We start from the raw sequence: 25,146 nt of genomic DNA on the forward strand, positions 1-25,146 counted from the left end.
GCCTGATCGCCCGGTTCGGCTCCAAGAACCTGATCGTGGCCGGGCTGTGGGCACTGGCCGCGGGCCTGGTGTGGCTGTCCTTCGCCCGCCCCACCGGATCCTTCGTGATCGACGTGCTACCCGCCTCGCTGGTGGCCGCCCTCGGGCAGGCGCTGGCGTTCATCCCCTCCCTGGGCATGGCCCTCTCCAGCGCCAAACCCGAGGAAGACGGACTCGCCTCCGGCATCGTCAACACCGCCTACCAAATCGGCTCCGCCCTCGGCCTGGCCGCGATGACCGCACTCGCCCTCACCTCCGGCGCCGGCGAACTCGGCAACACCATCGCCCTCACCAACGGCTTCTCCGCCGCCTTCCTCGGCGCCGCCGCCCTCGCCATCCTCGGCGGCTTCCTCGCACTCGCCACGATCCGCACGGAAGCGCCCAAGCAGGAGGTGAGCAGCCTCTGAAGCCCGACGACTGTCCCACCCGAGACTGGAACGGCCGGCGAGCGGCGAACCGCTCGCCGGCCGTTCCCGCGCCGCGGCTCGTCCTCGCGTGAACTGGCCCGGCGACCGATCAGCCGTCGACGGCGGGGCGGACCAGGCGCCGGGACGACCCTGGTCCCATGCTTGTGGTGCCCCCGGCAGGACTCGAACCTGCGACCTAGAGATTAGAAGGCTCTTGCTCTATCCGGCTGAGCTACGAGGGCCTGGCGCCGACGACCCGCAGGCCGTCCTGACCTGCAGTTTAGTCAACGTCACTTCCCCTATCGCCGGACGGCGGGGGAACGTTTCAACCTCGGCCGATGAACGGCATCTTCGTCGCCGTCACCGTCATGAACTGCACGTTCGCCGTGAGCGGGAGGTCCGCCATGTACCGCACGGCCTCCGCGACGTGTCTCGCGTCGAACGTGGGTTCGGGCAGTTCACGGCCGTCGGCCTGGCGGGCGCCCCGCGCGATGCCCGCGGTCATCTCCGTCGCCGCGTTGCCGATGTCGATTTGGCCACACGCGATGTCGTACGGGCGCCCGTCCAGCGACAGCGACTTCGTCAGGCCGGTGATGGCGTGCTTCGTCGCCGTGTAGGCCGCGCTGCCGGGGCGCGGGGTGTGCGCCGAGATGGAGCCGTTGTTGATGATGCGGCCGCCGCGCGGGTCCTGGTGCTTCATGATCCGGAACGCCTCGCGGGCGCACAGGAACGCGCCGGTCAGGTTCACCGCCACGGTGTGCTGCCACGCCTCGACCGGGATCTCGTCCGGATCGCCGGCCGGGCCGAACGTGCCGGCGTTGTTGAACAGCACGTCGACCCGGCCCCAGCGGTCCGTCACGGCTTCGAACAGGGCGCTGACCTGGGCGGGGTCGGTGACGTCGGCCGGGTGCACCAGGGCGTCCGGCGCGCCGGCGGCGGTCTCCGCCAGGGCGTCGGCTCTGCGGCCGGCCAGCGCGACGCGGTAGCCGGCGTCCAGCAGCCCCCGCGCCACGTCCCGGCCGATGCCGGAACCCGCACCCGTCACGACGGCGACCCCACCCATGCGCACCTCCCGCCAGCACCGGCCCCAGCCGAACCACAGCCAGGCCGTTCGCCTACACAGTCAACACGACCTTGCCACGTCCGTGCCCGGTCTCGATCTCCCGGTGCGCCTCGGCGGCCTCATCCAAGGCGTACGTCCGCCGCACCAGGAAGCTCAGCTCGCCCCGGGCGTACATGCCGGCCACCTCGGCCAGCCGCTCGGCCGACCGCTGCCCGCGCACCAGCTGCACGCCCAGCGACTCCGCCCGGCCGTGGTCCACCAGGGTGACCACGCGACGCCGCTCCTTCACCAGGGCGAGTGAAAGATCGAGCGCCGGACCACCCGCGCCGTCCAGGACCGCGTGCACTCCACCGGGTGCGAGCGTTCGCAGCCGGTCCTCCAGACCCTCGCCGTAGACGACCGGCGTCGCCCCGAGCGAGCGCACGTAGTCCTGGTTCGCCTCGCTCGCGGTGCCGATCACGGTCGCACCCCACCGCCGCGCCAGCTGCACCGCCGCGGTACCGACCGAACCCGCCGCCGCGTGGATCAGCACCGTGTCGCCCTCGCCGACCTCGAGCTGCCGCAACGCCATGTACGCGGTCTGCGTCCCGGCGGTGAACCCGCCCGCGACGGTCCACGGCATACCCGCGGGCTTCGAAGTGATCTGGTCCTCCCCGACCACCACGAACTCGGCGTAGCAGCCGAGCACGTTGTAGCCGAGTACCTCGTCACCCACCGACCACGCCGCCCCGTCCCCGACCTGGTCGACCACGCCGGCGAACTCGTTGCCGGGGATCCGCGGCCAGGTCAGCCCCGTCGCGTACGGCGGCTCCCAGCCGGCCCGGACCGCCGCGTCGAACGGCTGGACACCCGCCGCCCGCACGCGGACCCGGACCTGTCCCGGGCCCGCCTGGGGGTCCGGGAGGTCCATGGTGCGCAGAACCTCGGGACCACCGGGCTCGGTGAACGCCGCTGCCTTCATGAAGTGCCTCCTCGATCTCGGCCTGCGAGATCAACGGTGGCACCTCCAGTTAACTGGAGGTCAACGAAAAAGCTCCCCGCGCCCGGTGGACGCGGGGAGCCCGATCGTGGATCAGAAGTTGATCATGTGTCCGGCGAGGCCGTGGATGGCCTCCTTGACCGCCTCGCCGAGGGTCGGGTGCGCGTGCACGTTCCGGGCCACCTCGTGCACCGTCAGGTCCCACTGCTGCGCCAGCGTCAGCTCCGGCAGCAGCTCCGTCACGTCCGGCCCGATCAGGTGCGCGCCGAGCAGCTCGCCGTACTTGCCGTCGGACAGGATCTTGACGAAACCGCCCGCGTCGGCGAGGCCGTGCGCCTTGCCGTTGGCCGTGAACGGGAACTTGGCGACCTGCACGTCGTAGCCCTGCTCGCGCGCCTGCGCCTCGGTCAGGCCGAAGCTCGCGACCTGCGGCTGGCAGTACGTCGCGCGCGGGATCATGGTGTAGTCCAGCTCCATGGTCTCCGCACCGCCGATCGTCTCGGCCGCCACGATGCCCATCGACTCCGCCGCGTGGGCGAGCATCAGCTTCGCGGTGACGTCACCGATCGCGAAGATGTGCGGCACGTTCGTGCGGCAGCGCCCGTCGACCGCGATGGCGCGGCGCTCGGTCAGCTCGACGCCGGTGTTCTCCAGCCCGTAGCCCTCGACGCGCGGCTGGAAGCCGATCGCCTGCAGGACCTTGTCGGCCTCCAGCGTCTGCTGGCTGCCGTTGCTGGACACGGTGACCTTGACCTTGGCGCCGCTGTCGTCGATGCTCTCGACCTTGGTGCCGGTCAGGACCTTGATGCCGAGCTTCTTGTAGCGCTTGGCCAGCTCCTTGGACACGTCCGCGTCCTCCAGCGGCACCATGCGGTCCAGGAACTCGACGATCGTCACGTCCACGCCGTAGTTGTGCATGACGTAGGCGAACTCGACGCCGATCGCGCCGGCACCGGCGATGATGATGCTGCCCGGCAGCTCGCGGGAGAGGATCTGCTCCTCGTAGGTCACCACGCGCTCGGACAGCTGCGTGCCCGGCAGCAGCTTGGTGGTGGCGCCGGCGGCGATGATGCAGTGGTCGAAGGTGACGGTCTCGGTGCCGTTCTCACCGGTGACCTCGATGGTGTGCGCGTCGGTGAACTTGCCGCGCCCGGTGAATTCCTGAATGTTGTTCTTCTTCATCAGGAAGTGCACGCCCTTGACGCGGCCGTCGGCGACCGAGCGGCTGCGGTCGAACGCGGCGCCGTAGTCGAAGGTGATCGGCCCGTCCGAGCTGATCCCGAAGGTCTTGGCCTCCTTGGTGACCAGGTGGGCGAGCTCCGCGTTGCGCAGCAGCGCCTTCGACGGGATGCACCCGACGTTCAGGCACACGCCGCCCCAGTACTTCTCCTCGACGATCGCCGTCTTCAGGCCGAGCTGCGAAGCCCGGATCGCCGCGACATACCCGCCGGGCCCGGCACCCAGCACCACAACGTCGAAATGCGCACTCATACCCGCCACCCTATGCCCTCGCGGGAGAGCCGGTCGTGGGTGCTCGGACCCACGACCGGCCCCTGATCAGGCGCGCTCGAGGATCACGACGGGGATCTTGCGGTCGGTCTTGCGCTGGTAGTCGTCGTAAGCCGGCCACACCTTCGCCATCTTCGGCCAGAGCACCTCGCGCTCCTCGTCGGTCGCGGTGCGGGCCTTGGCGGTGAACTTGTCGGCCTTGACCTGCACCTTGACCTCGGGGTTGGCCTGCAGGTTGAGGTACCAGCCGGGGTGCTGGGGCGCGCCGCCCTTGGACGCGACGATCACGTAGTCGCCCTCGTGCTCCTGGTAGATCAGGGCGAACTTGCGCTCCTGACCGGACTTGCGGCCGACGGTGGTGAGGATCAGGATCGGGGCGCCCTTCTCCCAGTCGTGACCGACTTCACCATCGGTTTCCTCGTAGCGCCGTACGTGTTCGTCGCCGTAGAGCATGCGGGGGTCCTTTCGTTTCGGCGGACTTCTCCGTGATTTCGCAACGCGCGGGGGCGCGGGGGTATTTCCGGGGTCACTTTCGGTGATCCCCACTCGCTCGGGTGGTCCTGACCAGGCAAAAGCCGGAAACCGACCTAGAATTCGGCCCAACGCCGACCGCGGGAGGAACGATGAGCGACCGGCAGCACGTGACGCTCGAGGACGTGGCGAGGACCGCCGAGGTCTCGCTCGCGACGGCGTCGCGTGCGCTCAACGGCACCACCAGAGTGCGCGACGACCTGCGGGAGCGGGTCCTGTCCGCCGCCGCGGAGCTGGCCTACACGCCCAACGCGCACGCGCAGGCTCTCGCCGGCGGGTCGCGCCGGACGGTGGGGGTGATCTGCCACGACATCAGCGACCCGTACTTCGCGGCGATCACCCGTGGGGTGATGCGGGTGGCCGACAGCCACGGCCTGCTCGTGATGCTGGCCGGGACGTTCGCTGATCCGGATCGGGAGCTGGCGTGCGTGTCGACGCTGCGGGCGCAGCGGGCGTCGGCGATCCTGCTGACCGGTTCGGCGTTCGAGGACCGGGCGTGGGAGCGGCGGATGGCGGCCGAGCTGGAGCCCTACCGGCGCGGGGGCGGGCGGGTGGCCGTCGTGACGCGGCACCGGTCGCTCAAGGCGGACACGATCGCGCCGGACAACCGGGGCGGTGCGCGGGCGCTGGTCGAGGCGATGCACCGGCTGGGCCACCGGCGGTTCGCGGTGGTGACGGGGCCGCCGCAGCTGACCACAGTGGCCGATCGGGTGGCCGGGTTCCGGGAGGGGCTGGCCGGGCTCGGGGTCGAACTGTCCGATCGGGACGTGTTCGCCGGTTCGTTCGACCGGGACGGCGGCTACGACGCGACGAGGGCCCTCCTTTCGGCGAAACACAAGGCGACGTGCGTGCTGGCTGCTTCGGACGTGATGGCGGTCGGGGCGGTGAGCGCACTGCGGGCGGCGGGACTGTCGGTGCCGGAGGATGTTTCGGTCACCGGCTTCGACGACGTGCCGCTGGTGCGGGATTTCGTGCCCGGGTTGACGACGGTGTCGTTGCCGCTGGAGCGCATCGGGGCGGAGGCGCTGGAGCTGGCCCTGGACGAGAGCGGGGGCGCCGGCCGGGGCCGCGTCCGGCGGCTGTCGGGGGAGGTGCTGGTCCGCGAGAGCACGGCGAAGCCCCGCCGCCGGCGGCGGGGGTAGGGGCTGGGCTGCGGGGTCTGCGGCGGCAGGCTTCGAGGGTGGGCTTCGGGGTGGGCTTCGGTGGCCGGCTTCGGGGCACGAGAGGGCCACTCGCGACGGCGCGAGAGGGCCACTCGCGCCGTCACGAAAAGGCCAGTCACCGCCGCACGACAGGGCCACTCGCACCGGCACGAGAAGAACCACTCGTAGGCGCACGAGAGGCCCAGTCGCCCACCCCCGCACGACGGGGCGACTGGCACCGGCACGAGATGGACCAGTCGCAGGCGCACGAGAGGCCCAGTCGCCCACCCCCGCACGAGAGGACCACTCGCGACCCCACGAAAGGGCCAGTCACCGCCGCACGACAGGGCCACACACAGCGGCACGAGAAGGACCACTCGTAGGCGCACGAGAGGGCCAGTCGCTCGCCCTCGCGCGAGAGGGCCAGTCGCAGCCACGCTAGTGGGCCACTCATCGCCGCACGAGAGGACCAACCGCACGTGACCATGCGAGAGGACCACTCATCGCCGCATGAGGGGGCTAGTCACCGTCGCGCGAGAGGACCACTCGCGGCAGCACGAGAGGACCGTCTGCGAGCTCACGAAGGGGCCACCCGCGGCAGCGCGAGTGGTCCAGTCACGGGCGTACGAAACGACCACTCGCGGCAGCACGGCAGCGCCACTCGCGGCGGCACGGCAGCGCCGTCCGCGGTAGCGCGGGAGGACCACCCGCTGCAGCGAGCGAACCACCAGCCAGCGCCCGAGTGGACCGTCACCAGCCCAACAACCCGCCGCGCTCAATAGCAGGCCGACACCACCGGCAGGCACACGTACGTGTCCCCCCAATGCCCGTGCCCCGTGGCATTCGTGGCGTAGCGGATCAGCGGCGCGAGCCGTGCGACGCCCGTGGCCAGCGACTCCTGATTGCGCTGCAACATGCCGGTCAGCTGGTCCAGCGAACCCAGCACCGCGCGCAACGCGACATCGTTGTCATCGACCATCCCCCGCACCTGCCGCGACAACTCCCGCGCCCCGGCCAGCAACGTCGAAATCGCCTGGGTGCGGGCCGCCACCTCGGCCAGCACCAGGTTTCCGTCCGACAGCAACCGCACCAGCGCGGAGTCCCGGTCCGACAGTGTTCGCGACACCGCCGCCGTGTTCGCCAGCAGCCTCGACAACGCCGCGTTCCGCGACGCGATCGTCTCCGACAGCTGCGTCAAACCGGACAACGCGCCCCGCACCGTGGGCCCGCCGGGCAGCGCCTCCGCCAGCACCTCGAACGACCGCGCCAGCCCCTCCGTGTCCAGCGAACGAACCGTCGTCGACAGGTCCCGGAACGCGTCCAGCACGTCGTAGGGCGCCACCGTCCGCTCCCGCGGGATCACGTCCTCCAGCGGCGCCGCGCCGAGCGGGTCCAGCGCCAGGTACTTCTGCCCCAGCAGCGTCTTGATCTTGATCGCCGCCGTCGTCCGATCACCCAGCCAGGTGTCCTCGACCTTGAACCTGACCCGCACGGACCCACCGTCCAGCCCGACATCCACGACCTTGCCGACCTTCACGCCGGCCACCCGCACCTCGTCGTCGACCGCGAGCCCCGCCGCTTCGCTGAATTCCGCCTCGTACGCAATCCCCGCCCCGATGATCGGCAGCGAGTCCGCATTCGCCGCCGCGACCAAGGCCAGCACCAGCACCACGAGCCCGGCAATTCCAATACCGACAGGATCCCGATCACGCATGCGCGGCCCCTTCCACCGGGTTACGCTCTTAACACGTGCCTCCGATCGAATGACGTATTCGCCGACATGTCGGAAAAGAACAACTCCGTCGGGTGACCCGTGCCAGCATGTCGCCCATGACGGACTCCGAGCCCCGGTGGCGGAGACTCGAACCGGACCAGCGCAGGGAGCAGATCTTCGCCTGCGCCGCCCGGCTCTTCGGCGAACGCCCGTACGCCGAGGTGTCCACATCGGACATCGCGGCGGCGGCGGGCGTCGCCCGCGGGCTGATCAACCACTACTTCGGCACCAAGCGCCAGCTGTACCTCTCGGTGCTGCGCCGTACGATGACGATCCCGACCGCGGCGCTGGACATCGTCACCGACGGCCCGCTCGAGGAGAAGGCCCGCGTCGCGGTCGACTGGTTCCTCACCCTCGTCACCAAACAGGGCAAGACCTGGCTGGTGGCCACTGCCCCGGATGGCCTGGGCAGCGACCCCGAGGTCGAGGAAATCCTCGTCGAGGCCGAACGGCGCTCGGCCGCCCGCGTGCTGGAAGCGCTGGGCGTGAAGGTCGACCCCGCGCACTCCGAGGCCTGCAACGCGCTGATCCGCGCCTACGGCGGCATGGTCAAGGCCGCCGGCCGCGAGTGGCTGCTGCGCGGCGACCTCGACCGCGACCAGGTGCACACGCTGCTGTCGCGCTCGCTGGTGACGCTGATCGAGGAGGTGTTCCCCACGGTCACCGATACGTGAGCAGGCGGGCGGCGCGGCCCTCGAAGTGCGCGTGGTCGTTGAACGACACGAGCGTGACCCCGCCGCGCCCGGACACCAGCTTGGTGATCCCGCAGTTCACCGTCACCCGGTTGAGCCGCAGCAACCCCATCGCCGGGTCGCCGAGCAGGTGCCCGGCCAGCGTGCCGATCACCCCGCCCGAGGTGAACACGACCGCGCTCTCGCCCTTGCGCAGCACGCCGACCAGGTCGGCCAGCGCCTCGCGCACCCGCTCGGCGAACCGCGGCCAGGTCTCCGCGCACGGGCTGTCGTTCCCGGCGCGGACCCACGCGGCGAGCGAGGAGTCCAGCACCTCCTGGTAGCCACGCGGGTCGCTGGCGTCCTGCAGCGCGCCGCCGCCGTGCCGGGCGACGATGTCGACGTGGTCGTACTCGTTCCAGCGCGGATCCTCCTTGGCCGAGGCGCCCGCCCCGAGCCAGTCCAGGACGATCTCCGCGGTGGCGCGCTGACGGGCCATCGACCCGGTCCGGCCCTCGGTGACGCGGATCTTGCGGCGCAGCAGCTCGGCGCCGACCACCGCGCCCTGCTCGATGCCGGTGCTGGACAGCCGGTCGTAGTCGGCCGCGCCGAAAGAGGCCTGACCGTGCCGGATCAGGTGGATGGCGCCCATCGGCCGTCCTTTCGCTCGCCGTGCCCCGCCGCAGCCTAGCCAGCGGTGTTGAGGAGACGGTTGGGCGTGCCCGAGGTTGCGTTAACGATCTTGTCCGGGGTGGCGGAGGCGATCAGGGCGCCCGCCACCTGCGCCGGGGTCGCGTCCGGGTGTCCGGCCAGGTAGAGGGCCGCGGCGCCGGCCACGTGCGGGGTCGCCATCGAGGTGCCGCTGATCGTGTTGGTCGCGCTGTCGCCGGTGCCCCACGACGAGGTGATGTTCACGCCGGGCGCGTAGAGGTCGACGACGCTGCCGTAGTTGGAGAAGCTCGCCTGCCGGTCGGTGCGGTCGCTGGCCGCGACGGTGATCGCCTCGGTGACGCGCGCCGGGGAGTCGTTGCCGGCGTCGGCACCGTCGTTGCCGGCGGCGATGGCGAAGGTGACGCCCTTGGCGATCGCGCCGCGGACGGCGTCGTCGAGGACGGTGTCGGCGCTGCCGCCGAGGCTCATGTTCGCCACGGACGGGCCGCTCGCGGTCTGCGCCACCCAGTCGATGCCGGCGACGACCTGGTCGGTGGTGCCGCTGCCCTGCGCGTCGAGCACCCGCACCGGGACGATCGTCACGCCCTTGGCGACGCCGTACTCGCTGCCGCCGATGGTGCCGGCGACGTGCGTGCCGTGCCCGTGCTCGTCGGTGGCGTCGTCGTCGTTGTCGATGAAATCCTTGCCGCCGGTCACGCGGCCGCCGAAGGTCTCGTGGCTCGCGCGCACGCCGGTGTCGATGACGTAGGCGGTCACGGTGTCCGCCGGGGTGTCGTAGCGGTAGGACGAGTCGAGTGGCAGGTCCGCCTGGTCGATGCGGTCCAGCCCCCAGGACGGCGGGTTCGGCTGGACGTCGGTGATGTGCAGGACGTGGTTCTGCACGACGTAGGCGACGTCGGGGTTGGCCGCGAGCCGCTTGGCCTGGGTTTCGGTCGCGCGGACCGAAAAGCCCTTCAGCGCGGCGCTGAAGGTGCGGGTGGGCGCGCCGCCGTAGCGACTGGTCAGGTCGTCGGCCCGCGAGGTGGCGTTCTGCTTGAGGACGACGAGGTAGCTGTCCGCGACTGAGCCGGGGGTGCCGGCCTCGAGGATCCGGCCTTCCCGCGCCTGGGCGGGCCCGGCCCAGACCGTCGTGGCGACCAGCGCCGCCGCGAGTCCGGACCACATCACGCGCTTGCGCATGAGCCACCGTCTCCTCTCCCCGACCGGGTGGTGCGTTCTCATGCAATCCCGGGGGCCGGAGCGGGGCAATGATTCACAGTTACCAGTACTCACCCGATCGGGGCAGGTATCAACCACTCGAAGGGATGAGGCGTTGATCGTCCTTCTCGGACGAGTAGAAGTCACTGACTGCTACCATCGGCGGTGGCGAAGTCGATTTCCAGGTGGTAACAGGTGTCCACGTCCGAGCGCGCGGTGCCGAGCCCGTTCGCCAGGAGACTCCGGTCCGCGATCGCCCGCAGTGGGCTCAGTCTCGATCGCATCCAGGCCCGCCTGCAGGCCAGCGGCGTGCCGATCAGCGTCACGGCCCTGAGCTACTGGCAGTCCGGCAAGCGGCAGCCCGAGCGGCAGAGCTCGATCTCGGCGGTGCGGGTGCTCGAGGACGTCCTCGGCCTGCAGCGCGGTGAGCTGCTGTCCCTGCTCCCGCCGCCGCGCCCGCGCGGGCTGCCGTCGCGGCGGCAGGCGGACGGGGTCGTCAAGTTCCCGATGGAGGCGCTGCGGATCCTGCTGGAGCGGGTCGGCGCGCCGCACGCGCTCGAGCAGCAGCACCGGCTCAACCTGCTCAACCTGCACGACCGGTGCGAGATCGCGGCCGGCGGACGGCAGCGCTCGCTGACCACGCGGTCGGTGTTCCAGGCCACCGCCGACCAGCAGGACCGGTGGATCCTGGTGTACGACCACGGCGGCGCGCCCGCGCCGACGCTGCACCAGCTGCGCAACTGCCGCAGCGGGCGGGTCGAGATCGATCCCGAGCACGGCCTCACGGTCGCCGAGCTGCTGTTCGACCGCCCGATCCACCGCGGCGAGACCTGCCTGATCGAATACACGCTGACCAACAGCGGGCCGCCGTACCCGGACTGCGAGAACACCTACTACCGCGAGTTCCGCCGCCCCATCCGCGAGTACCTGCTGGAGATCCGCTTCGACGAGGCCGACGCGCTGCGCGGGTGCTGGCAGTACGCGCGCCGGGGCAACGCGGAGACCGAGGAACGGCGGGAACTGCACCTGGACACCGCGGGCGGGGTGCACGCCGTGGCGCTCGACTACGGGCCCGGCGTGTTCGGCATTTCCTGGGAGTGACCGGGCCGGCCACGGCTCGCGCCATGGCCGGCCCCGCCTTCACGCCGACTCGAGCCGGCGGCTGGTGACCTGGTCGGCGACCTTCACCAGCACGAGCGCCAGCATGCACAGCACGGCCGGCTGGATCGCCTTCGCCAGGGCGAACGCGATCATCGCCAGCGCGGCCGCGCACAGGAACCCGAGGACGACGACGCGCCAGAACAGCGCGGGCCCCTCGAGCGTCCGCTCCACGAACTCCCAGACCGGGTCCTCGCCCCGCGTGCTGAACACCTCCGGCGCGATCTCACCCCGATCCGGCGAAGGCTCGTCTGGCATTCCCGGAGTCTCCGGTTGTAACGTGGGCACCTCAGTGCCTCCTTTGCATGGGTTGTGCCACTGACAAAACGCGCGGCTCCCTGTTGCAGCAGGGGGCCGCGCTCCATATCGCGGTATACCGCGACAAGGCCATAGTGCAGAAACCGTTCTGTTACTCGCGCGTCAGTTCTCGAACGGAGCGACGATCGGCTCTTCCCGGTCGCCGAACGGCGCAGGGTAGACCGGCCGGGCCGCTCCGGGCGACGGGCAATTCGTTCAGGTGAGCCAAACAGCGGGACAGGCAAGATCAAGAGTCACAGTGTGCTAGCTACCGGAACCACTCCACTCGTTCGGATGGCGATTCGCCCGTTGGTGTCGGCCGTGCACGCCGGAACTTCACACGCGCTCGGCAGCTCACCGTTCATGATCGACCGCTCGTCGGCCCCCGGGCTCCGCTATGTGATCGGCGATCTTCACCACGACCAGCGCCAGCATGCACAGCGCCGTGGACGGAACGGCCTTCATCAGGGCGAACGCGATCATCGCCAGCGCGGACACGGCCGTCAGGCCGAGCAGGACCACCCGCCACACGCGGGCGCATTTCGCGACGGCGCGGTCCAGGACGGGACGTACCGGCGGCGGCTCGTCGGCGGGGGCGGGCTCGACGGCGTAGAACGACCCGTCGAGCACGATCCGGTGCCGTTCCGGCCGGTGCTCGGCCGGCGGTTGTACGGTGGGCACGTTGATCCTTCCTCTCCGGATGGTCGACACCTACGCGGCTCCCTGTGGCAGCAGGGGGCCGCGCTCTGTCGCGGTGCGGCGCGACATCACTCATCGTGCAGAAACGGCTCGGCACCGTCACGAAATCGCCGAGCGTCAGCGCCCACCGGCCGACGTGCGTCGCCGAACGGCTCGTCTCGGTAGACCGGCGGCCACTCGTTCAGGTGAGGGTCGCCAGGACGGCGGCGATCCCGGCGAGCCCCGCGAGCAGGATCAGGGCCGTGGCGTACCCGCCGGCGCGCTCGGCGAGCACGATGGCTCCACCGGGCGCGATGGCCGTCGCCGCGGTGATCGGGGCGTTGAACAGCCCGTTGAGCGCCCCGAACCGGGCCGTCAGCCACCGGTCGGCGACGGCCGTGGCCTGCACGAGCGTGAAGGCGCCGCGGGCCATGCCGAGGATCACCGCGACCACCAGCAACGCGCCCGCGGGCCCGGGCAGCAACGCGAGCAGGACGAGCGCGGCGCAGCTCGCGGCGAGGACGCCGGTCGTGCGCCAGGCGGGTGCGCTGCTGCGCGGCACGGCGGCGAACACGAGCCGCCCGAGGACCTGGCCGGCGCCGACCAGCCCGAGTGCGACCGCGGCGAGCGCGTGGCTCAGGCCCCGTTCCACGAACAGCGGCACCATCACGATCGCCGACGCGTACAAGCCGAGAGCGGCGAGTGTCATCGCCGTCTGCAGCAGCCGGAACCGGGCCGAGCGGGTCACGTGACGGACCGGCGTGGCCATGGGACGCGTGCGGTGGTCCGGCCAGGCGGGGGTGAGCAGCAGCCAGTGGACTGGCAGGTTGACCACGACGAAAACCGCGGCGTAGACGAGGTAGCTCGCGCGCCAGCCGACCTGGTCGACCAGCAGCGCGGTGAGCGGCGCGAACACGGTGCTCGCCAGGCCCCCGACCAGCGTCACGATCGTCAGCGGGCGGGCCCGGCGGTCGCCGTACCAGATGGTGATCGCCGCGAACGCCGGCGGATACAGCTGCATCGCCTGCGCCACGCCGACGACCACCCAGGCGAGGAAGAACAGCGGGCGGTTCTGCGCCGTGGCCACCAGCACGAGCGCGACGGCGGCGACCGCCGACCCGGCGGTCATCACCAGCCGCGGCCCGTAGCGGTCGATCAAGCGGCCGAGCGGGATCCCGGCGGCGGCCGCGACGAGGAGACCGGCCGAGAACGCCAGCGTGATCGTGCTCGGTGTCCACCCGGTGGTGCCCGCGATCGGCGCGGTGGCGACCGGCAGCGCGTAGTAGAGCGCGCCCCAGCTGATCACCTGGGTGCCGCACAACCCGACGAGTGCGCGGCGGAGGCGGGTCTCCTCCACGGCGCACCTCAGCTCAGCTTGTTGCGCAGGACCTTTCCGGTGGCGTTGCGCGGCAGTTCCGGCACGAACTCCACGTCGCGCGGCACCTTGTAGCGGGCCAGGTTGCCCTTGACGTACTCGCGGATCGCGTCGGCGTCGAGCGTGGAGTCCGGCTTCGTCACCACGATCGCCTTGAGGCGCTGGCCGAAGTCGTCGTCCGGGACGCCGATGACGGCGGCCTCCAGTACGTCCGGGTGCTCGACCAGCAGGTTCTCCACCTCGACCGGGAACACGTTCTCGCCGCCGGAGACGATCATCTCGTCGTCGCGGCCGTCGATGAACAGCAGGCCGTCCTCGTCGAAGTGGCCGACGTCGCCGGTGGAGAGCAGGCCGTCGATGATCTCCTTGTGGCGGCCGTCGGTGTAGCCCTCGAAGGACAGGCCGCTGCCGACGAACACGCGGCCGGTCACGTGCGGCTCGGTGATGCGGTTGCCCTGCTCGTCGTACAGCTGGACCTTGCAGGTGACGGGCGGGCGGCCGACGGTGCCGGGGGCCTTGCGCCAGTCCTCGGGGGTGGCGACGGTGGCGACCGCGACCTCGGTGGAGCCGTAGAGGTTGTAGATCACGTCGCCGAACGCCTGGGTGGCGCGGTTGCCCAGGTCGGGCGAGAGCGCCGAGCCCGCGACGAAGATGATCCGCAGCGACGACGTGTCGTACTTGCCCAGGATGTCCGGCCCGAGGTCGACGATGCGCTGCAGCATGGTCGGCACGAGGACCAGCGCGGTGCACCCGTGGTCGGCGACGCCCTTCAGGGTGGCTTCGGGGTCGAACCGGCGGCGCAGCACGACCTTGCAGCCGAGCGCGAACGACAGGATGAACTGCGAGATGCCGGTGCCGTGGAAGATCGGGGCGCCGAGGAACGTGGCCTCGCCGGCGCGCAGCGGGATGCGGTCGAGGAACTGGACGGTGGCCAGCACGGAGGTCCGCTCGCGCGGGGCGCCCTTCGGGGTGCCGGTGGTGCCGCTGGTGAGCAGCACGAACCCGCCGCGCTGGGGTGGCGGGGGTAGCGGGCGGTCGTCGGTGCTGGCGATCAGCTCGTCGAGGACGGGGACGCGGCCGGCCGGGTCGGGGTCGTCCACCCAGGCCAGGTAGCGGTCGACGGTGTCCGGGATGCCGGAGAGCAGGTCGGTGAACTCCTGGTCGTGGACGAGCACCTGGACCTTCTCGCGCGCGGCGACGTCGGTGAGCTGCGGTTTCGCGAAGCCGGTGTTCATCAGCAGGAGGCGCGCGCCGACCTTGCCGGCGGCGATCATGACCGTCACGAGGCCGCGGTGGTCGCGGCACAACGCCGCGATGACGGTGCCCGGCCGCACGCCGCGGTCCGCCCAGGCGCGGGCCAGGGCGTTGGAGCGCAGGTCGAGCTCGCGGAAGGTGAGCGGCCCCAGCTCGTCGACCAGCCCGATGGCGTTCGGATCGCGCCGGGCGGAAGTCTGCGCCGCGGCGGCGAACGGACCGACCTTGCGAGTCGCGATCACGCTGCGCAGGCCCTCGTCCAGACGGGGAAACGGGACGAGCCCGGCGCGCCACATGACCTCCACGCCGCGGGCGGTCTCCGCCACCTTGCCGGGGAGCACGGACAAGCGGGGCGGAATTCGCATGGACAGCACCTCCATTGGGCCGACCGTACTGGGAGTATGTGTGGTTACTGGACAGTAGCCGAAGGTTGCGGGGGCGCGCCAGGGTGCGGGGTGGAACGGGTGAAACGGGCAAATGGGATGGTTGGTGCGCAGGGGTGGGGGGCGCGTAGCGCGGCGTAGCGAGGAAGCGCGGGCGGGCGCGGCACGCGGGAGCGCGGCGCAGTGCGCGGGCGCGGCGTCGCGGGCACGCGGACCGCGGCGCCGCAGCGCGGGGCAGCGCGGCCGGGCGGGGCAGCGCGGCCGGGCGGGGCAGCGCGGCAGGGCGTGGAAGCGCGGCCGGGAGCGCGGCAGCGCGCGGGACCGCGGCAGCGCGCGGGAGGGCGGGAGGGCGGCAGCGCGCGGGAGAGCGCAGCGGGGAAGCGCGGTGCAGCGCGGGAGCACGGAGCGGGGCGCGGGAGAGCGCAGCGCGGGAGCACGGCACGGCACAGTGCGGGCGTGGCGCAGCGCGGCGGTGGCGCAGCGGCGGGAGCGCGGCACCAGCACGGTAGCGCGCGGAAGCGCGGGCGCGCGGCGCAGTGCGCTGGCGCGCAGGGCGGCAGCAATGGGCGGGCGCGGGAGCGCGGCCGGGCGCAGCGCGGCGCGGCGGCTACGCGGATGGCAACCTGGCGCAGCGCGCGGCAGGCGCAGCAACACACGAATGGCACGGGCGGGCGCACCGCGAGAGTGCGAGAGGGCGCGGCGCAGTGCGCTGGCGCGGCGCGCGGTAGCGCAGGCGGTAGCGGGGACGGGCGCGGCTGCGCCGCGCGAGGTAGTGCGGCAGCGCAGCACCAGCAGCGGTCGGTAACCCGGGCGCCGCATGCGGTCGTGCGACGCGGAGCGCGCAAGCCGGCGGGCTGGCGCCTGGCGCGGGGGCCGGACACGCAGCACGCGACCGAGGCACCCAAGCGGGCGCGGCCGCCCGGCGGTGCACGCCGCAGTGCTGGGCCGCGCGGCGGCGCGCACCGCACGTGCTGGGTAGCGCGACAGCGCAGCGCACGTGCTGCGCGCCCTTGATCTTTGACCCCGACCCGAGCTGGGTGGTCATCCCGTCGCCTGGGATCAGAACCATCACTTTGAGCCAGGCCCGCAACCCAGGGCACCCACTGGCAGCCGACAACGCGACCTTGCGGGCCTGGCTCAAAGTGATACACCCAAACCGGCAGGCGACGGGATGACCGCACAGCGACCACCCACCCAAGGCGAGCCGACAACGTCACCCCGTCATCCCGGAGCCTGCCCGTCCGGCGAGGACATCCTTTGATCTTTGAACCCGCACCCGGCACGGCGAAGAGCCCGCCCCACGGGCGGTGAATCACGCGCCACCACGGTGAGCCCACCAACGACCCGGAGCGGATCGCTTTCGGCAGCAAGACCCGCTCCGCCTCCGAAAACAAACCCACCCGAAAATGTCAGCCCCCCGGCGCACAATGGACGCGTGCAGGCGATCGTCACGCGGGAGGAGGACCGTAGCTTCGTCATATCGACGCCCGCAGGCCAACAGCGGGTTTCCGAGAACCAGCTCGCCCACCGCCTGGCCGAGCTGGAGCGCACCCACGCACCACGCTGGGTCTTCCACTCGGTCCCCCAGCTCTACCCGCTCCTCCTGCGCGCGAACCTCCGCCTCAACCGCTGCCACGACCTCGCCCTCACCGAAGGTCTCCTCCTCGCCGCGGAAGGAAGAGCTGGTCAGCCCAAGGCGCTGCCCGCGGCCTGGGCTCGGCTCCACGGTCAGGAACCGCCGCCGGACGTGCCCACCCACGCCGACGCCCAGCCCGCCCTCTTCGAGACCCGCGCCTCCGGCCTCCCGCCCGGCACCAGCGTCGCCGACGCAGCCGCGGCGGTCCTCGCCGATCAGGAGCGCCGCATCCGCCACGTCGAGCACCCCGAGCGCTTCCGGCTCCTCGTGGCGGCGGAGTCGGCCAGCGCGCTCGTCGCCGAGGAGATGCGGGCCGACGGGTTGCCGTGGCGCGCCGACGTGCACGACGCCCTCCTGACCGAGCTGCTCGGCCCCCGCGTGCCGGCCGGTCAACGGCCCAAGAAGCTCGTCGAGCTGGCGGCGCGCATCACCGAAGCCTTCGGGGGCAAACCCGTCAACCCGGACAGCCCGCAGACCATCGTCCGCGCCTTCGGCCGCGAAGGCATCTCCATCCCCTCGGCACGCGCGCACGTCCTGCGCGACATCGACCACCCCGCCGTCCCCCTGCTCATCGAGTACCGCGAACTCTCCCGGCTGCACTCCGCCAACGGCTGGGTGTGGCTCGACGAATGGGTCACCGACGGGCGGTTCCGGCCGGAATGGGTGGTCGGCGGCGTCGTCTCCGGACGCTGGGCCAGCAGCGGCGGCGGAGCCCTGCAAATCCCCAAGACCCTGCGCGTGTGCGTGAAAGCCGACCCCGGCTGGAAACTCGTGGTGGCCGACGCCGCCCAGCTCGAACCCCGCGTGCTGGCCGCCCTGTCCGGCGACCGCCGCCTGGCCGAGGCCTCCGCCTCCACCGACCTGTACGCCCGCCTGTCCGAAGCCATGTTCGCCGGCACGATGACCACCGCGGAGGGCCGGCCCCGCGCCAAGATCGCCATGCTGTCCGCGATGTACGGCGGCACGGCAGGCGAAGCCGCGTCACTGCTCGCCCTGCTGCGGCAACGCTTCCCGGACGCGGTGTCCTATGTGGAGCGCGCCGCCCAGGCCGGGGAACGCGGTGAGCGCGTCCGCTCGAGGCTCGGCCGGGTCTCCCCCGCGCCGAGCGAAGCGTGGCGCGCCCTCACCGGCGGCGCGAACGAGGACGAGACCCGCGCCCGCCAGGCGGCCCGCAACTGGGGCCGCTTCACCCGCAACTTCGTCGTCCAGGCCAGCGCGGCGGACTTCACCGCGGTGCTGCTCGCCACCCTGCGCCGCAAGTTGCCCGCGCCCGCGCACCTGGTGTTCTTCCAGCACGACGAGGTCATCGTGCACACCCCGGAGGACCTGGCGCCGCAGGTCGAGGCCGCCATCGGCGACGCCGTCCCCGAGGCGGCCGCGCTCACGTTCGGCCCCGCCTGCCCCGTGCACTTCCCCATGCAACCGGCCACAGTGGACACCTACGCCGACGCCAAGTAGCTAAGTGTAGTACCCAGTGAGGTTGTCGACGCGGGTGATGGGTGGTTGGCCGCTGAGTGCGGTGTGAGCTCGGTGGTGGTTGTAGTGGTGGAGGAAGTCGGGTAGCGCGGCGGAGGAAGGCGGCGCAGGTGGCGGCGGTTTCGTCGGGGTGAAGCTCGGCAAGAGGAGGGCCAGGCCGCGCTGGCCGATCGCTCGAGTCGCCCGCACACCTCGCCCATCCGCGCTTGCGCGGACGTGCAGCGGGAGGTTTTGCAGGTGCGCCAAGACCGCCGGTTGGTCAACAACGACCATGGGCCGACAGCTAAGCGGCGGCCTTGTCCAGCGCCCGGATCACCCGCTTCAACGACACCGGATGCGCCGTCCCCAGGGTCTGCGCGAAGAAGCTCACCCGCAGCTCCTCGATCATCCACCGCACCTCGAGCAGCTCCGGCCCCGGCGCCACGCCGGGCGGGAGCGCCGCGACGGCTGCCTCATACTCGCCCGTCACCCACTCCACGTCACGCAGCAGCTCGACGTCCTTGGCGCCCATCGACGGCAGCTTCTCCAGCCGCCGCCCGATCCCGCGCAGGTACCGCACCAGATGCGGCAACCGGTCGAACCCGGTGCCGGTCACGAAACCCGGGTACACCAGCCGCGACAACTGCTGCCGCATGTCGGCCAGCGACTCCGTCGGACCACGAGCGCCCTCCAGCGCGACCTCGGCCTCGTTGGCGGCCTTCAGGATCTTCTCCACCTCGGTGAGCACGTCGAGCACCGTCGGGTTCAGCGCACCGCGCACCTTCTCCAGCAGGACCCCGAACCCGGCCTCGTCCCACGCCGGGCCGCCGTTGTCGGTCATCAGCTTGTCCACCGCGCAGTCCACGCAGTCCTCCAGCAGCGCCGCCACGCTGCCGTGCGGGTTGCGGCTCAGCGCCAGCTTCGCCTGGTTGGTCAGCGCACGGTTGATGAACTTCATCGGCGAAGGCAGGTTGAGCCGCAACAGTTTCCGCGTGCCCTGCCACATCCGCTGCCGCTGCTGCACCGGCGTGTCCAGCATCCGCACGGCCACCGTGTCGCCCTCGTCGACCAGCGCCGGGTACGCCTTGACCTGGTGCCCGCGCCGCTTCCCGGCGAACACGCGCGGCAGCTCCCCGAACGCGGGCGTGGTCAGCCCGGCCCGCTCGATGCTGTCCGCGGCCGCCGAGATCGTCGCCCGCACCTCGCCGCTCAGCTCCTCCTTCAGCACCGCCAGGTCCTTGCCCTCGGCGAGCTTGCGGCGCTTGTCGTTCACCACCCGGAACGTCATCCGCAAGTGGTCGGGCACCGCGTCGAGCTGCCACGCGTCCGGCGGCACCGCCACGCCGCGCAACGCCTCCAGCTCGCGGGCCAGCACGTCGAGCAGCGGGCCGTCGGCGGGACCGACCCGGGACAGGACCGCCGCAGCGGTGTCCGGCGCCGGCACGAAGTTGCGCCGCAGCTGCTTGGGCAGCGACTTGATCAACGCGGTCACCAGCTCCTCGCGCAACCCCGGCACCTGCCAGTCGAACCCGTCCGGCGTGACCTGGTTGAGCACCGCGACCGGGATGTGCACGGTGACACCGTCGGCGTCGGCGCCCGGCTCGAACTGGTAGGTCAGCGGGAACCGCAGCGAGCCCTGCGTCCAGGTGTCCGGGTAGTCCGATTCGGACACCTGCTCCGCGGCCTCGTTGAGCAGCATGGCCTTTTCGAAGTTGAGCAGGTCCGGCTGCGTGGCGCGGACCTTCTTCCACCAGCTGTCGAAGTGCCGCGCGGAGACGACCTCCTCGCCGACCCGCTGGTCGTAGAACTCGAACAGCGTCTCGTCGTCGACCATGAGGTCGCGGCGGCGGGCCCGGTTCTCCAGGTCCTCGACCTCGTCGAGCAGCGCCCGGTTCGCCTTGAAGAACTGGTGGTCGGTGTCCCAGTCGCCGTCCACCAGCGCCCGCCGGATGAACAGCTCTCGCGACAGTTCGGGGTCGATCCGCCCGTAGTTGACCTTGCGGCCGACGACCAGCGGCACCCCGTACAGCGTCACCCGCTCGGACGCCATCACCGCGCCCCGCTTGCGCTCCCAGTGCGGCTCGGAGTACGTGCGCTTGACGACGTGCCCGGCCAGCGGCTCGATCCACTCCGGCTCGATGCGCGCGTTGACCCGGCCCCACAGCTTCGAGGTCTCGACCAGCTCCGCCGACATCACCCAGCGCGGCTGCTTCTTGAACAGCGCCGAGCCGGGGAAGATCGCGAACCGCGTGCCGCGGGCGCCGAGGTAGTCACCCTTCTCCGGGTCCTTGAGCCCGATGTGCGACAGCAGCCCGGCGATCAGCGCGGTGTGCACGCGCTGCGGGTCGGCCGGCTCGGAGTTGAGCGTGACGCCCAGCGGTTTGGCGAGCTGCCGCAGCTGGCTGTAGATGTCCTGCCACTCCCGCACGCGCAGGTAGTTCAGGTACTCCGCCTTGCAGCGCTTGCGGAACTGGCTGTTGGACAGCGTCTTCTGCAGCTCCCGCAGGTACTCCCACAGGTTGAGGTAGGCCAGGAAGTCCGAGGACTTGTCGGCGAACCTGGCGTGCTGCTGGGCCGCGGCGTCCTGCTTGTCCGCGGGACGTTCGCGCGGGTCCTGGATGGACAGCGCGGCGGCGATGATCATCACCTCGCGCACGCACCCGGTGCGCGCGCCCTCCAGCACCATCCGGCCCAGCCGCGGGTCGACCGGCAGTTGCGCGAGCTGACGGCCGATCTCGGTGAGCCGCCGCTCCTTGGCGGACTCCTCCAGCGCGCCGAGTTCCTGCAGCAGCTGGACTCCGGCGGTGACCTGGCGGCGGTCCGGCGGGTCGACGAACGGGAACGCGGCCAGGTCGCCGAGGCCGAGCGAGGTCATCTGCAGGATGACCGACGCGAGGTTGGTGCGCAGGATCTCCGGGTCGGTGAACTCGGGCCGGGACAGGAAATCCTCTTCGCTGTAGAGCCGGATGCAGATACCGTCGGAGGTGCGGCCGCAGCGGCCCTTGCGCTGATTGGCCGAGGCCTGCGACACCGGTTCGATCGGCAGGCGCTGCACCTTCGTGCGGTGGCTGTAGCGGGAGATGCGCGCGGTGCCCGGGTCGATGACGTACTTGATGCCCGGGACGGTCAGCGACGTCTCGGCGACGTTGGTGGCGAGCACGATCCGGCGGCCGGTGTGGCGGCTGAACACGCGGTGCTGGTCGGCCGCGGACAGCCGTGCGTAGAGCGGGAGCACCTCGGTGTTGCGGAGGTCCATCCGGTTCAGCGCGTCGGCGGTGTCGCGGATCTCCCGCTCGCCGGAGAGGAACACGAGGATGTCGCCCGGGCCCTCGGCGCACAGCTCCTCGACCGCGTCGGCGATGGCGGTGACCTGGTCGCGGTCCTCCGACGCCGGGTCGTCCGGGTCGACGATCGGGCGGTAGCGGACCTCGACCGGGTAGGTACGGCCGGACACCTCGACGATCGGCGCGTCGCCGAAGTGCTTGGAGAAGCGCTCCGGGTCGATGGTCGCGGAGGTGATGATCACCTTGAGGTCGGGCCGCTTCGGCAGGAGCTGCTTGAGGTAGCCGAGGATGAAGTCGATGTTGAGGCTGCGCTCGTGGGCCTCGTCGATGATGAGCGTGTCGTAGCGGCGCAACATCCGGTCGCTCTGGATTTCGGCGAGCAGGATGCCGTCGGTCATCAGCTTGACCATGGTGTCGTCGCCCGAGGAGTCGGTGAAGCGCACCTTGTAGCCGACCGTGCTGCCCAGCTCGGTCTTCAGCTCCTCGGCGATGCGCTCGGCGACGGTGCGGGCGGCCAGCCGGCGGGGCTGGGTGTGCCCGATCTGGCCGCGCACGCCCAGGCCGAGTTCGAGGCAGATCTTCGGCAGCTGGGTGGTCTTGCCCGAGCCGGTCTCGCCGGCGACGATCACGACCTGGTTGTCGCGGATCGCGGCGGCGATGTCGTCCTTGCGCTGGCTGACCGGCAGCTCGTCGGGGTAGCGGATCTCCGGCGCGCGGCGGCGCCGCACCCGGGCCTCGGCGGCCTCGATGTCGGCGGCGATCTCCCGCGCGACGCGGTCCTTGTCACGGGCCCGGCGGGCACCGTCGAGCCGGCGGCGCAACCGGTGCTCGTCGCGCAGCATCAGGCCGGGCAGCCGGGCCCGGAGGTCTTCGAGGGGGGATCGCGTAGACATACGGCCTCCAGGATAGCTCCGCGCGATCCGGCTAGCCTGCGAATATGCCCGCACCACACCTGGAGTGGCTCCGCGAGCTGGGCCTGGACGGGCTGCGCCGTCGCCCGCTGTCCGGCGGGTACCGGGGAACCGTGTGGTCGCTGGAGGACCGGTACGTGCTCAAGACGGGCGGACGGCCCGGGGTCGAGGCCGCGCTGGCCCGGCTGGTGCCCGGGATCGCGCCCGAGGTGATCGCCGTCACGCAAGACGCGGCGGTGACCGCGTTCGTGCCTGGCACCAGCGTCGAGGTGCTGCTGGCGGAGCTTCCCGACGCCCGGGCCCGCGAGCTGGGTCTCGCGGCCGGGCACGCGCTCGCGCGGATCGGCGCGGTGCGGTTCCCGGCGCCGGGCTGGTTCCTCGACGGGGAGCTGCGGCTGGGCCCGATGCCGGGCGACCTCACCGGGTTCGTGCGCGACTGCCTGTCCCGGCGGCACCCCGGCTGGCCGCTAACCGCGGCCGACGAGCGCGGGCTCCTCGACCGGGCCGGGGCGTGGGCGCCGCTGGTGCCCGCCGGGGAGGCGCGCCTGGTGCACTCCGACTTCAACCCGAAGAACCTGATCGCCGCCCGCACCGGCGACGGCTGGCGGGTCACCGTGCTGGACTGGGAATTCGCGCACAGCGGCAGCCCGCTCACCGACCTCGGCAACGTCCTGCGGTTCGGCGACACCCCGTTCACCGAAGGGGTACTCGACGGCTACGGCCCGCGGCCCGCGGGCTGGCGGGACGCCGCGCGGGCGCTGGATCTGTTCGCGCTGGCGGACTTGCTGCCCGCCCGCCCCAGGAGCCGCTGGCGTCGCGGCTGCTCGCCGTGATCAGGACCGTTGCAGCGACTCCGGGCCCAGCTCGGCGATCGAGTGGTGACCGGTCAGCGCCAGGCTGATGTCGAGGTCCGCGAGCAGGCTGCGCAGCACGTGCCGCACGCCGTCCTCGCCCGCGTGGCCCAGCCCGTACACCCAGGGCCGTCCGACGAGCACCGCCTTCGCGCCCAGGGCCAGCGCCTTGAGGATGTCCGCGCCGGTCCGCACGCCGGAGTCGAACAGCACCTCGATGCGGTCGCCGACCGCGGTCACGATCGGCGGCAGCGCCTCCAGTGACCCGATGGCGCCGTCGACCTGCCGTCCGCCGTGGTTGGACACCACGAGGCCGTCCATCCCGGCGTCCACCGCGCGCCGCGCGTCGTCGACGTGCTGGATGCCCTTCAGCACGATCGGGCCGTCCCAGTGCTCGCGCAGGAACGGCAACTGGTCCCAGCTGTGGTCGGTGCCGGTGAACAACGACACCCACCGCAGGATCGCCGAGGGCATGTCGTCCTCGGGCGCCTTGTCCAGCAGCGCGCGGAAGGCCGGGTCGGACAGTGGCGTGGCCAGGCCCTCGCCCCGCAGGAACGGCAGGTAGGCGGAGTCGAGGTCGCGCGGGCGCCAGGCCAGTGTCCAGGTGTCGAGCGTGACGACGAGCGTGGTGTAGCCGGCCTTCTTCGCGCGGGTCAGGATGCTCGCGGTGACGTCCGAGTCGGCGGGCCAGTACAGCTGGAACCAGCGCGGGCCGTCGCCGGAGGCCTCGGCGACCTCCTCGATCGTGCGGGAGGCGGCGGTGGACAGGATCATCGGCAGGCCCAGCGCCGCCGCGGCCCGGGCGGTGGCCAGCTCGGCGTCCGGGTGCACGATCGACTGGACCCCGACCGGCGCGAGCAGCACCGGCGCGGGCAGCTCGGACCCGAGCACGGTGGCCGACGTGGTGCGGGCGGTCGCGTCGGTGAGCATGCGCGGCACGAGCTTCCACTTGTCGAACGCCGCGCGGTTGGCGTCCATCGTGGCGCCGGAGCCCGCGCCGCCGGCGACGTAGCCGTAGGCCTCCGGGGACAGCACCGCGCGGGCCGACTCCGCCAGGCGCGTGGGATCGGTGGTGAACGGCGGCTTCGTCCCGCCGAGTCCGTGCAGGTAGATCTCGTTCTGGTAGCCACCGAACCGCTCGCCCACGCGAACCTCCTCGTCGACACGCCGGAGACCGCAGCGTACCGCCGGTACTTGATCACCTAACCTCACCGGCGTGAAGGCTCGGGTGTGGGTGCCGTTCCTGGTCGTGGTGGCGGTGGCGGTTCTGGTGGTGGTGTGGCGGCCCGGTCCGGTGCCGCCGTCGAAGGCGAATCCGGGCACCGATCCCGGGGTGGCGCGGCAGCAGCTCGCCGAGCTGCAGGTCAAGCCGCGCGGCACGCTCAACGGCTACTCCCGCGAGAAGTACCCGCACTGGGACACCATCGAGGGCACCTGCAACACCCGCGAGGAGGTGCTCAAGCGCTCCGGCACGAACGTGGTGGTGGGCAAGGACTGTTCGCCCACGTCGGGCACCTGGGTCAGCCCCTACGACGGCGCGACCTGGACCAAAGCGTCCGATGTGGACATCGACCACATGGTGCCGCTCGCGCAGAGCTGGGTCAGCGGGGCGTCGGCGTGGACGCAGGCCCAGCGCGAGGCGTTCGCCAACGACCTGGTCCGCCCGCAGCTGTGGGCGGTCACCGACAACGTCAACCAGGCCAAGAGCGACAAGGCGCCGGACGAGTGGAAACCGCCGCTGGAGTCGTTCTGGTGCACCTACGCCACGGACTGGATCGAGGTCAAGCACTACTACCAGCTGTCCGTCACGACCGCGGAGCAGGCGGCGCTGAGCGACATGCTGAACCGCTGTTGACCTTCGACCCGCTCGAAGCCGCAGA

Annotated in this window: 20 protein-coding genes, 1 tRNA gene and 1 pseudogene; 7 read left to right on the forward strand and 15 right to left on the reverse strand. The window is 71.7% G+C overall.

Annotated features, from left to right (window positions below; translation table 11 throughout):
* Nucleotides 1-446 (forward strand): MFS transporter (locus IE290_RS30900; protein ID WP_191248266.1); only part of this gene is annotated, 446 nt, incomplete at its 5' end.
* Between the two features lie 165 nt (nt 447-611).
* On the opposite strand, the gene IE290_RS30905 is transcribed toward IE290_RS30900, so the two are convergent.
* The 5 genes from IE290_RS30905 to IE290_RS30925 all read right to left on the reverse strand — a co-directional run bounded on the left by IE290_RS30905 (nt 612) and on the right by IE290_RS30925 (nt 4,450).
* A tRNA-Arg gene (locus IE290_RS30905) sits at nt 612-688 on the reverse strand.
* Between the two features lie 83 nt (nt 689-771).
* Nucleotides 772-1,509: an SDR family oxidoreductase gene (locus tag IE290_RS30910; protein ID WP_191248267.1), complete on the reverse strand. Its 738-nt coding sequence runs from the start codon at nt 1,507-1,509 to the stop codon at nt 772-774.
* Nucleotides 1,510-1,561: 52 nt separating this feature from the next.
* Nucleotides 1,562-2,470 carry an NADP-dependent oxidoreductase gene (locus IE290_RS30915; protein WP_191248268.1) on the reverse strand — a complete coding sequence of 303 codons (909 nt, stop codon included), beginning with the start codon at nt 2,468-2,470 and terminating at the stop codon, nt 1,562-1,564.
* Nucleotides 2,471-2,581: 111 nt separating this feature from the next.
* Nucleotides 2,582-3,979, reverse strand: coding sequence for a dihydrolipoyl dehydrogenase (gene lpdA / locus IE290_RS30920; RefSeq protein WP_191248269.1), 1,398 nt, complete (start codon nt 3,977-3,979; stop codon nt 2,582-2,584).
* Between the two features lie 66 nt (nt 3,980-4,045).
* A complete protein-coding gene (locus tag IE290_RS30925; protein ID WP_191248270.1) occupies nt 4,046-4,450 on the reverse strand; it encodes a nitroreductase family deazaflavin-dependent oxidoreductase in 405 nt (134 codons plus the stop codon).
* Nucleotides 4,451-4,620: 170 nt separating this feature from the next.
* Here IE290_RS30925 and IE290_RS30930 point away from each other — a divergent pair, with 170 nt between their 5' ends.
* Complete coding sequence (locus IE290_RS30930) at nt 4,621-5,670, forward strand: LacI family DNA-binding transcriptional regulator (RefSeq protein ID WP_191248271.1); 1,050 nt, start codon at nt 4,621-4,623, stop codon at nt 5,668-5,670.
* A gap of 775 nt (nt 5,671-6,445) precedes the next feature.
* Here the strand turns inward: IE290_RS30930 and IE290_RS30935 are convergent.
* Nucleotides 6,446-7,384, reverse strand: a complete 939-nt coding sequence (locus IE290_RS30935) for an MCE family protein (protein WP_191248272.1) — start codon at nt 7,382-7,384, stop codon at nt 6,446-6,448.
* 116 nt (nt 7,385-7,500) lie between these two features.
* Between IE290_RS30935 and IE290_RS30940 the strand changes: the two genes are divergently transcribed.
* Complete coding sequence (locus IE290_RS30940; protein ID WP_229874829.1) at nt 7,501-8,118, forward strand: TetR/AcrR family transcriptional regulator; 618 nt, start codon at nt 7,501-7,503, stop codon at nt 8,116-8,118.
* Here IE290_RS30940 and IE290_RS30945 read toward each other — a convergent pair.
* Both IE290_RS30945 and IE290_RS30950 read right to left on the reverse strand, forming a co-directional pair.
* Nucleotides 8,105-8,767 carry a histidine phosphatase family protein gene (locus IE290_RS30945; RefSeq protein ID WP_191248274.1) on the reverse strand — a complete coding sequence of 221 codons (663 nt, stop codon included), beginning with the start codon at nt 8,765-8,767 and terminating at the stop codon, nt 8,105-8,107. The two genes, IE290_RS30940 and IE290_RS30945, sit on opposite strands and share 14 nt — an antisense overlap.
* A gap of 35 nt (nt 8,768-8,802) precedes the next feature.
* Nucleotides 8,803-9,966 (reverse strand): S8 family peptidase, encoded by a 1,164-nt coding sequence (locus IE290_RS30950; RefSeq protein WP_191248275.1) that lies wholly within the window; start codon nt 9,964-9,966, stop codon nt 8,803-8,805.
* A gap of 213 nt (nt 9,967-10,179) precedes the next feature.
* Here IE290_RS30950 and IE290_RS30955 point away from each other — a divergent pair, with 213 nt between their 5' ends.
* Nucleotides 10,180-11,085, forward strand: a complete 906-nt coding sequence (locus IE290_RS30955; protein ID WP_191248276.1) for a hypothetical protein — start codon at nt 10,180-10,182, stop codon at nt 11,083-11,085.
* Nucleotides 11,086-11,124: 39 nt separating this feature from the next.
* On the opposite strand, the gene IE290_RS30960 is transcribed toward IE290_RS30955, so the two are convergent.
* The 4 genes from IE290_RS30960 to IE290_RS30975 form a co-directional block, all read right to left on the reverse strand.
* Nucleotides 11,125-11,400, reverse strand: a complete 276-nt coding sequence (locus IE290_RS30960; RefSeq protein WP_191248277.1) for a hypothetical protein — start codon at nt 11,398-11,400, stop codon at nt 11,125-11,127.
* Between the two features lie 393 nt (nt 11,401-11,793).
* Complete coding sequence (locus tag IE290_RS30965) at nt 11,794-12,120, reverse strand: hypothetical protein (protein ID WP_229874830.1); 327 nt, start codon at nt 12,118-12,120, stop codon at nt 11,794-11,796.
* A gap of 199 nt (nt 12,121-12,319) precedes the next feature.
* Nucleotides 12,320-13,474: an MFS transporter gene (locus tag IE290_RS30970; RefSeq protein WP_191248278.1), complete on the reverse strand. Its 1,155-nt coding sequence runs from the start codon at nt 13,472-13,474 to the stop codon at nt 12,320-12,322.
* An 8-nt stretch (nt 13,475-13,482) separates the two neighbouring features.
* Nucleotides 13,483-15,111: an acyl-CoA synthetase gene (locus IE290_RS30975; RefSeq protein ID WP_191248279.1), complete on the reverse strand. Its 1,629-nt coding sequence runs from the start codon at nt 15,109-15,111 to the stop codon at nt 13,483-13,485.
* A 1,453-nt stretch (nt 15,112-16,564) separates the two neighbouring features.
* Between IE290_RS30975 and IE290_RS30980 the strand changes: the two genes are divergently transcribed.
* Nucleotides 16,565-18,223 carry a bifunctional 3'-5' exonuclease/DNA polymerase gene (locus tag IE290_RS30980; protein ID WP_191248280.1) on the forward strand — a complete coding sequence of 553 codons (1,659 nt, stop codon included), beginning with the start codon at nt 16,565-16,567 and terminating at the stop codon, nt 18,221-18,223.
* Here IE290_RS30980 and IE290_RS30985 read toward each other — a convergent pair.
* Together IE290_RS30985 and hrpA are read right to left on the reverse strand one after the other, a co-directional pair.
* Nucleotides 18,224-18,331, reverse strand: a pseudogene (locus IE290_RS30985) (IS481 family transposase); the annotation flags it as partial.
* A gap of 193 nt (nt 18,332-18,524) precedes the next feature.
* Nucleotides 18,525-22,397 (reverse strand): ATP-dependent RNA helicase HrpA, encoded by a 3,873-nt coding sequence (hrpA, locus tag IE290_RS30990; RefSeq protein ID WP_191248281.1) that lies wholly within the window; start codon nt 22,395-22,397, stop codon nt 18,525-18,527.
* A 44-nt stretch (nt 22,398-22,441) separates the two neighbouring features.
* Between hrpA and IE290_RS30995 the strand changes: the two genes are divergently transcribed.
* The gene (locus tag IE290_RS30995; RefSeq protein WP_191248282.1) at nt 22,442-23,248 is read left to right on the forward strand and encodes a phosphotransferase family protein; all 807 of its coding nucleotides are present in this window, start codon (nt 22,442-22,444) and stop codon (nt 23,246-23,248) included.
* Here the strand turns inward: IE290_RS30995 and IE290_RS31000 are convergent, their stop codons facing one another.
* Entirely contained in the window at nt 23,249-24,412 is a 1,164-nt protein-coding gene (locus tag IE290_RS31000) for a lactate 2-monooxygenase (RefSeq protein WP_191248283.1), read from the reverse strand.
* 70 nt (nt 24,413-24,482) lie between these two features.
* Between IE290_RS31000 and IE290_RS31005 the strand changes: the two genes are divergently transcribed.
* Nucleotides 24,483-25,121: an HNH endonuclease family protein gene (locus IE290_RS31005; RefSeq protein ID WP_191248284.1), complete on the forward strand. Its 639-nt coding sequence runs from the start codon at nt 24,483-24,485 to the stop codon at nt 25,119-25,121.
* Nucleotides 25,122-25,146 lie beyond the last annotated feature (25 nt).

Source organism: Amycolatopsis deserti (assembly GCF_014653945.1).
Classification (GTDB): Bacteria; Actinomycetota; Actinomycetes; order Mycobacteriales; family Pseudonocardiaceae; genus Amycolatopsis_E; species Amycolatopsis_E deserti.

Coding starts and splice junctions, on each gene's coding strand:
- IE290_RS30925 (WP_191248270.1), bottom strand. CDS start 4,450: ATGCTCTACGGCGACGAACACGTACGGCGCTACGAGGAAACCGATGGT.
- IE290_RS30935 (WP_191248272.1), bottom strand. CDS start 7,384: ATGCGTGATCGGGATCCTGTCGGTATTGGAATTGCCGGGCTCGTGGTG.
- IE290_RS30950 (WP_191248275.1), bottom strand. CDS start 9,966: ATGCGCAAGCGCGTGATGTGGTCCGGACTCGCGGCGGCGCTGGTCGCC.
- IE290_RS30910 (WP_191248267.1), bottom strand. CDS start 1,509: ATGGGTGGGGTCGCCGTCGTGACGGGTGCGGGTTCCGGCATCGGCCGG.
- IE290_RS30940 (WP_229874829.1), top strand. CDS start 7,501: ATGACGGACTCCGAGCCCCGGTGGCGGAGACTCGAACCGGACCAGCGC.
- IE290_RS30995 (WP_191248282.1), top strand. CDS start 22,442: ATGCCCGCACCACACCTGGAGTGGCTCCGCGAGCTGGGCCTGGACGGG.
- IE290_RS30945 (WP_191248274.1), bottom strand. CDS start 8,767: ATGGGCGCCATCCACCTGATCCGGCACGGTCAGGCCTCTTTCGGCGCG.
- IE290_RS30915 (WP_191248268.1), bottom strand. CDS start 2,470: ATGAAGGCAGCGGCGTTCACCGAGCCCGGTGGTCCCGAGGTTCTGCGC.
- lpdA (WP_191248269.1), bottom strand. CDS start 3,979: ATGAGTGCGCATTTCGACGTTGTGGTGCTGGGTGCCGGGCCCGGCGGG.
- hrpA (WP_191248281.1), bottom strand. CDS start 22,397: ATGTCTACGCGATCCCCCCTCGAAGACCTCCGGGCCCGGCTGCCCGGC.
- IE290_RS30960 (WP_191248277.1), bottom strand. CDS start 11,400: ATGCCAGACGAGCCTTCGCCGGATCGGGGTGAGATCGCGCCGGAGGTG.
- IE290_RS30975 (WP_191248279.1), bottom strand. CDS start 15,111: ATGCGAATTCCGCCCCGCTTGTCCGTGCTCCCCGGCAAGGTGGCGGAG.
- IE290_RS30930 (WP_191248271.1), top strand. CDS start 4,621: ATGAGCGACCGGCAGCACGTGACGCTCGAGGACGTGGCGAGGACCGCC.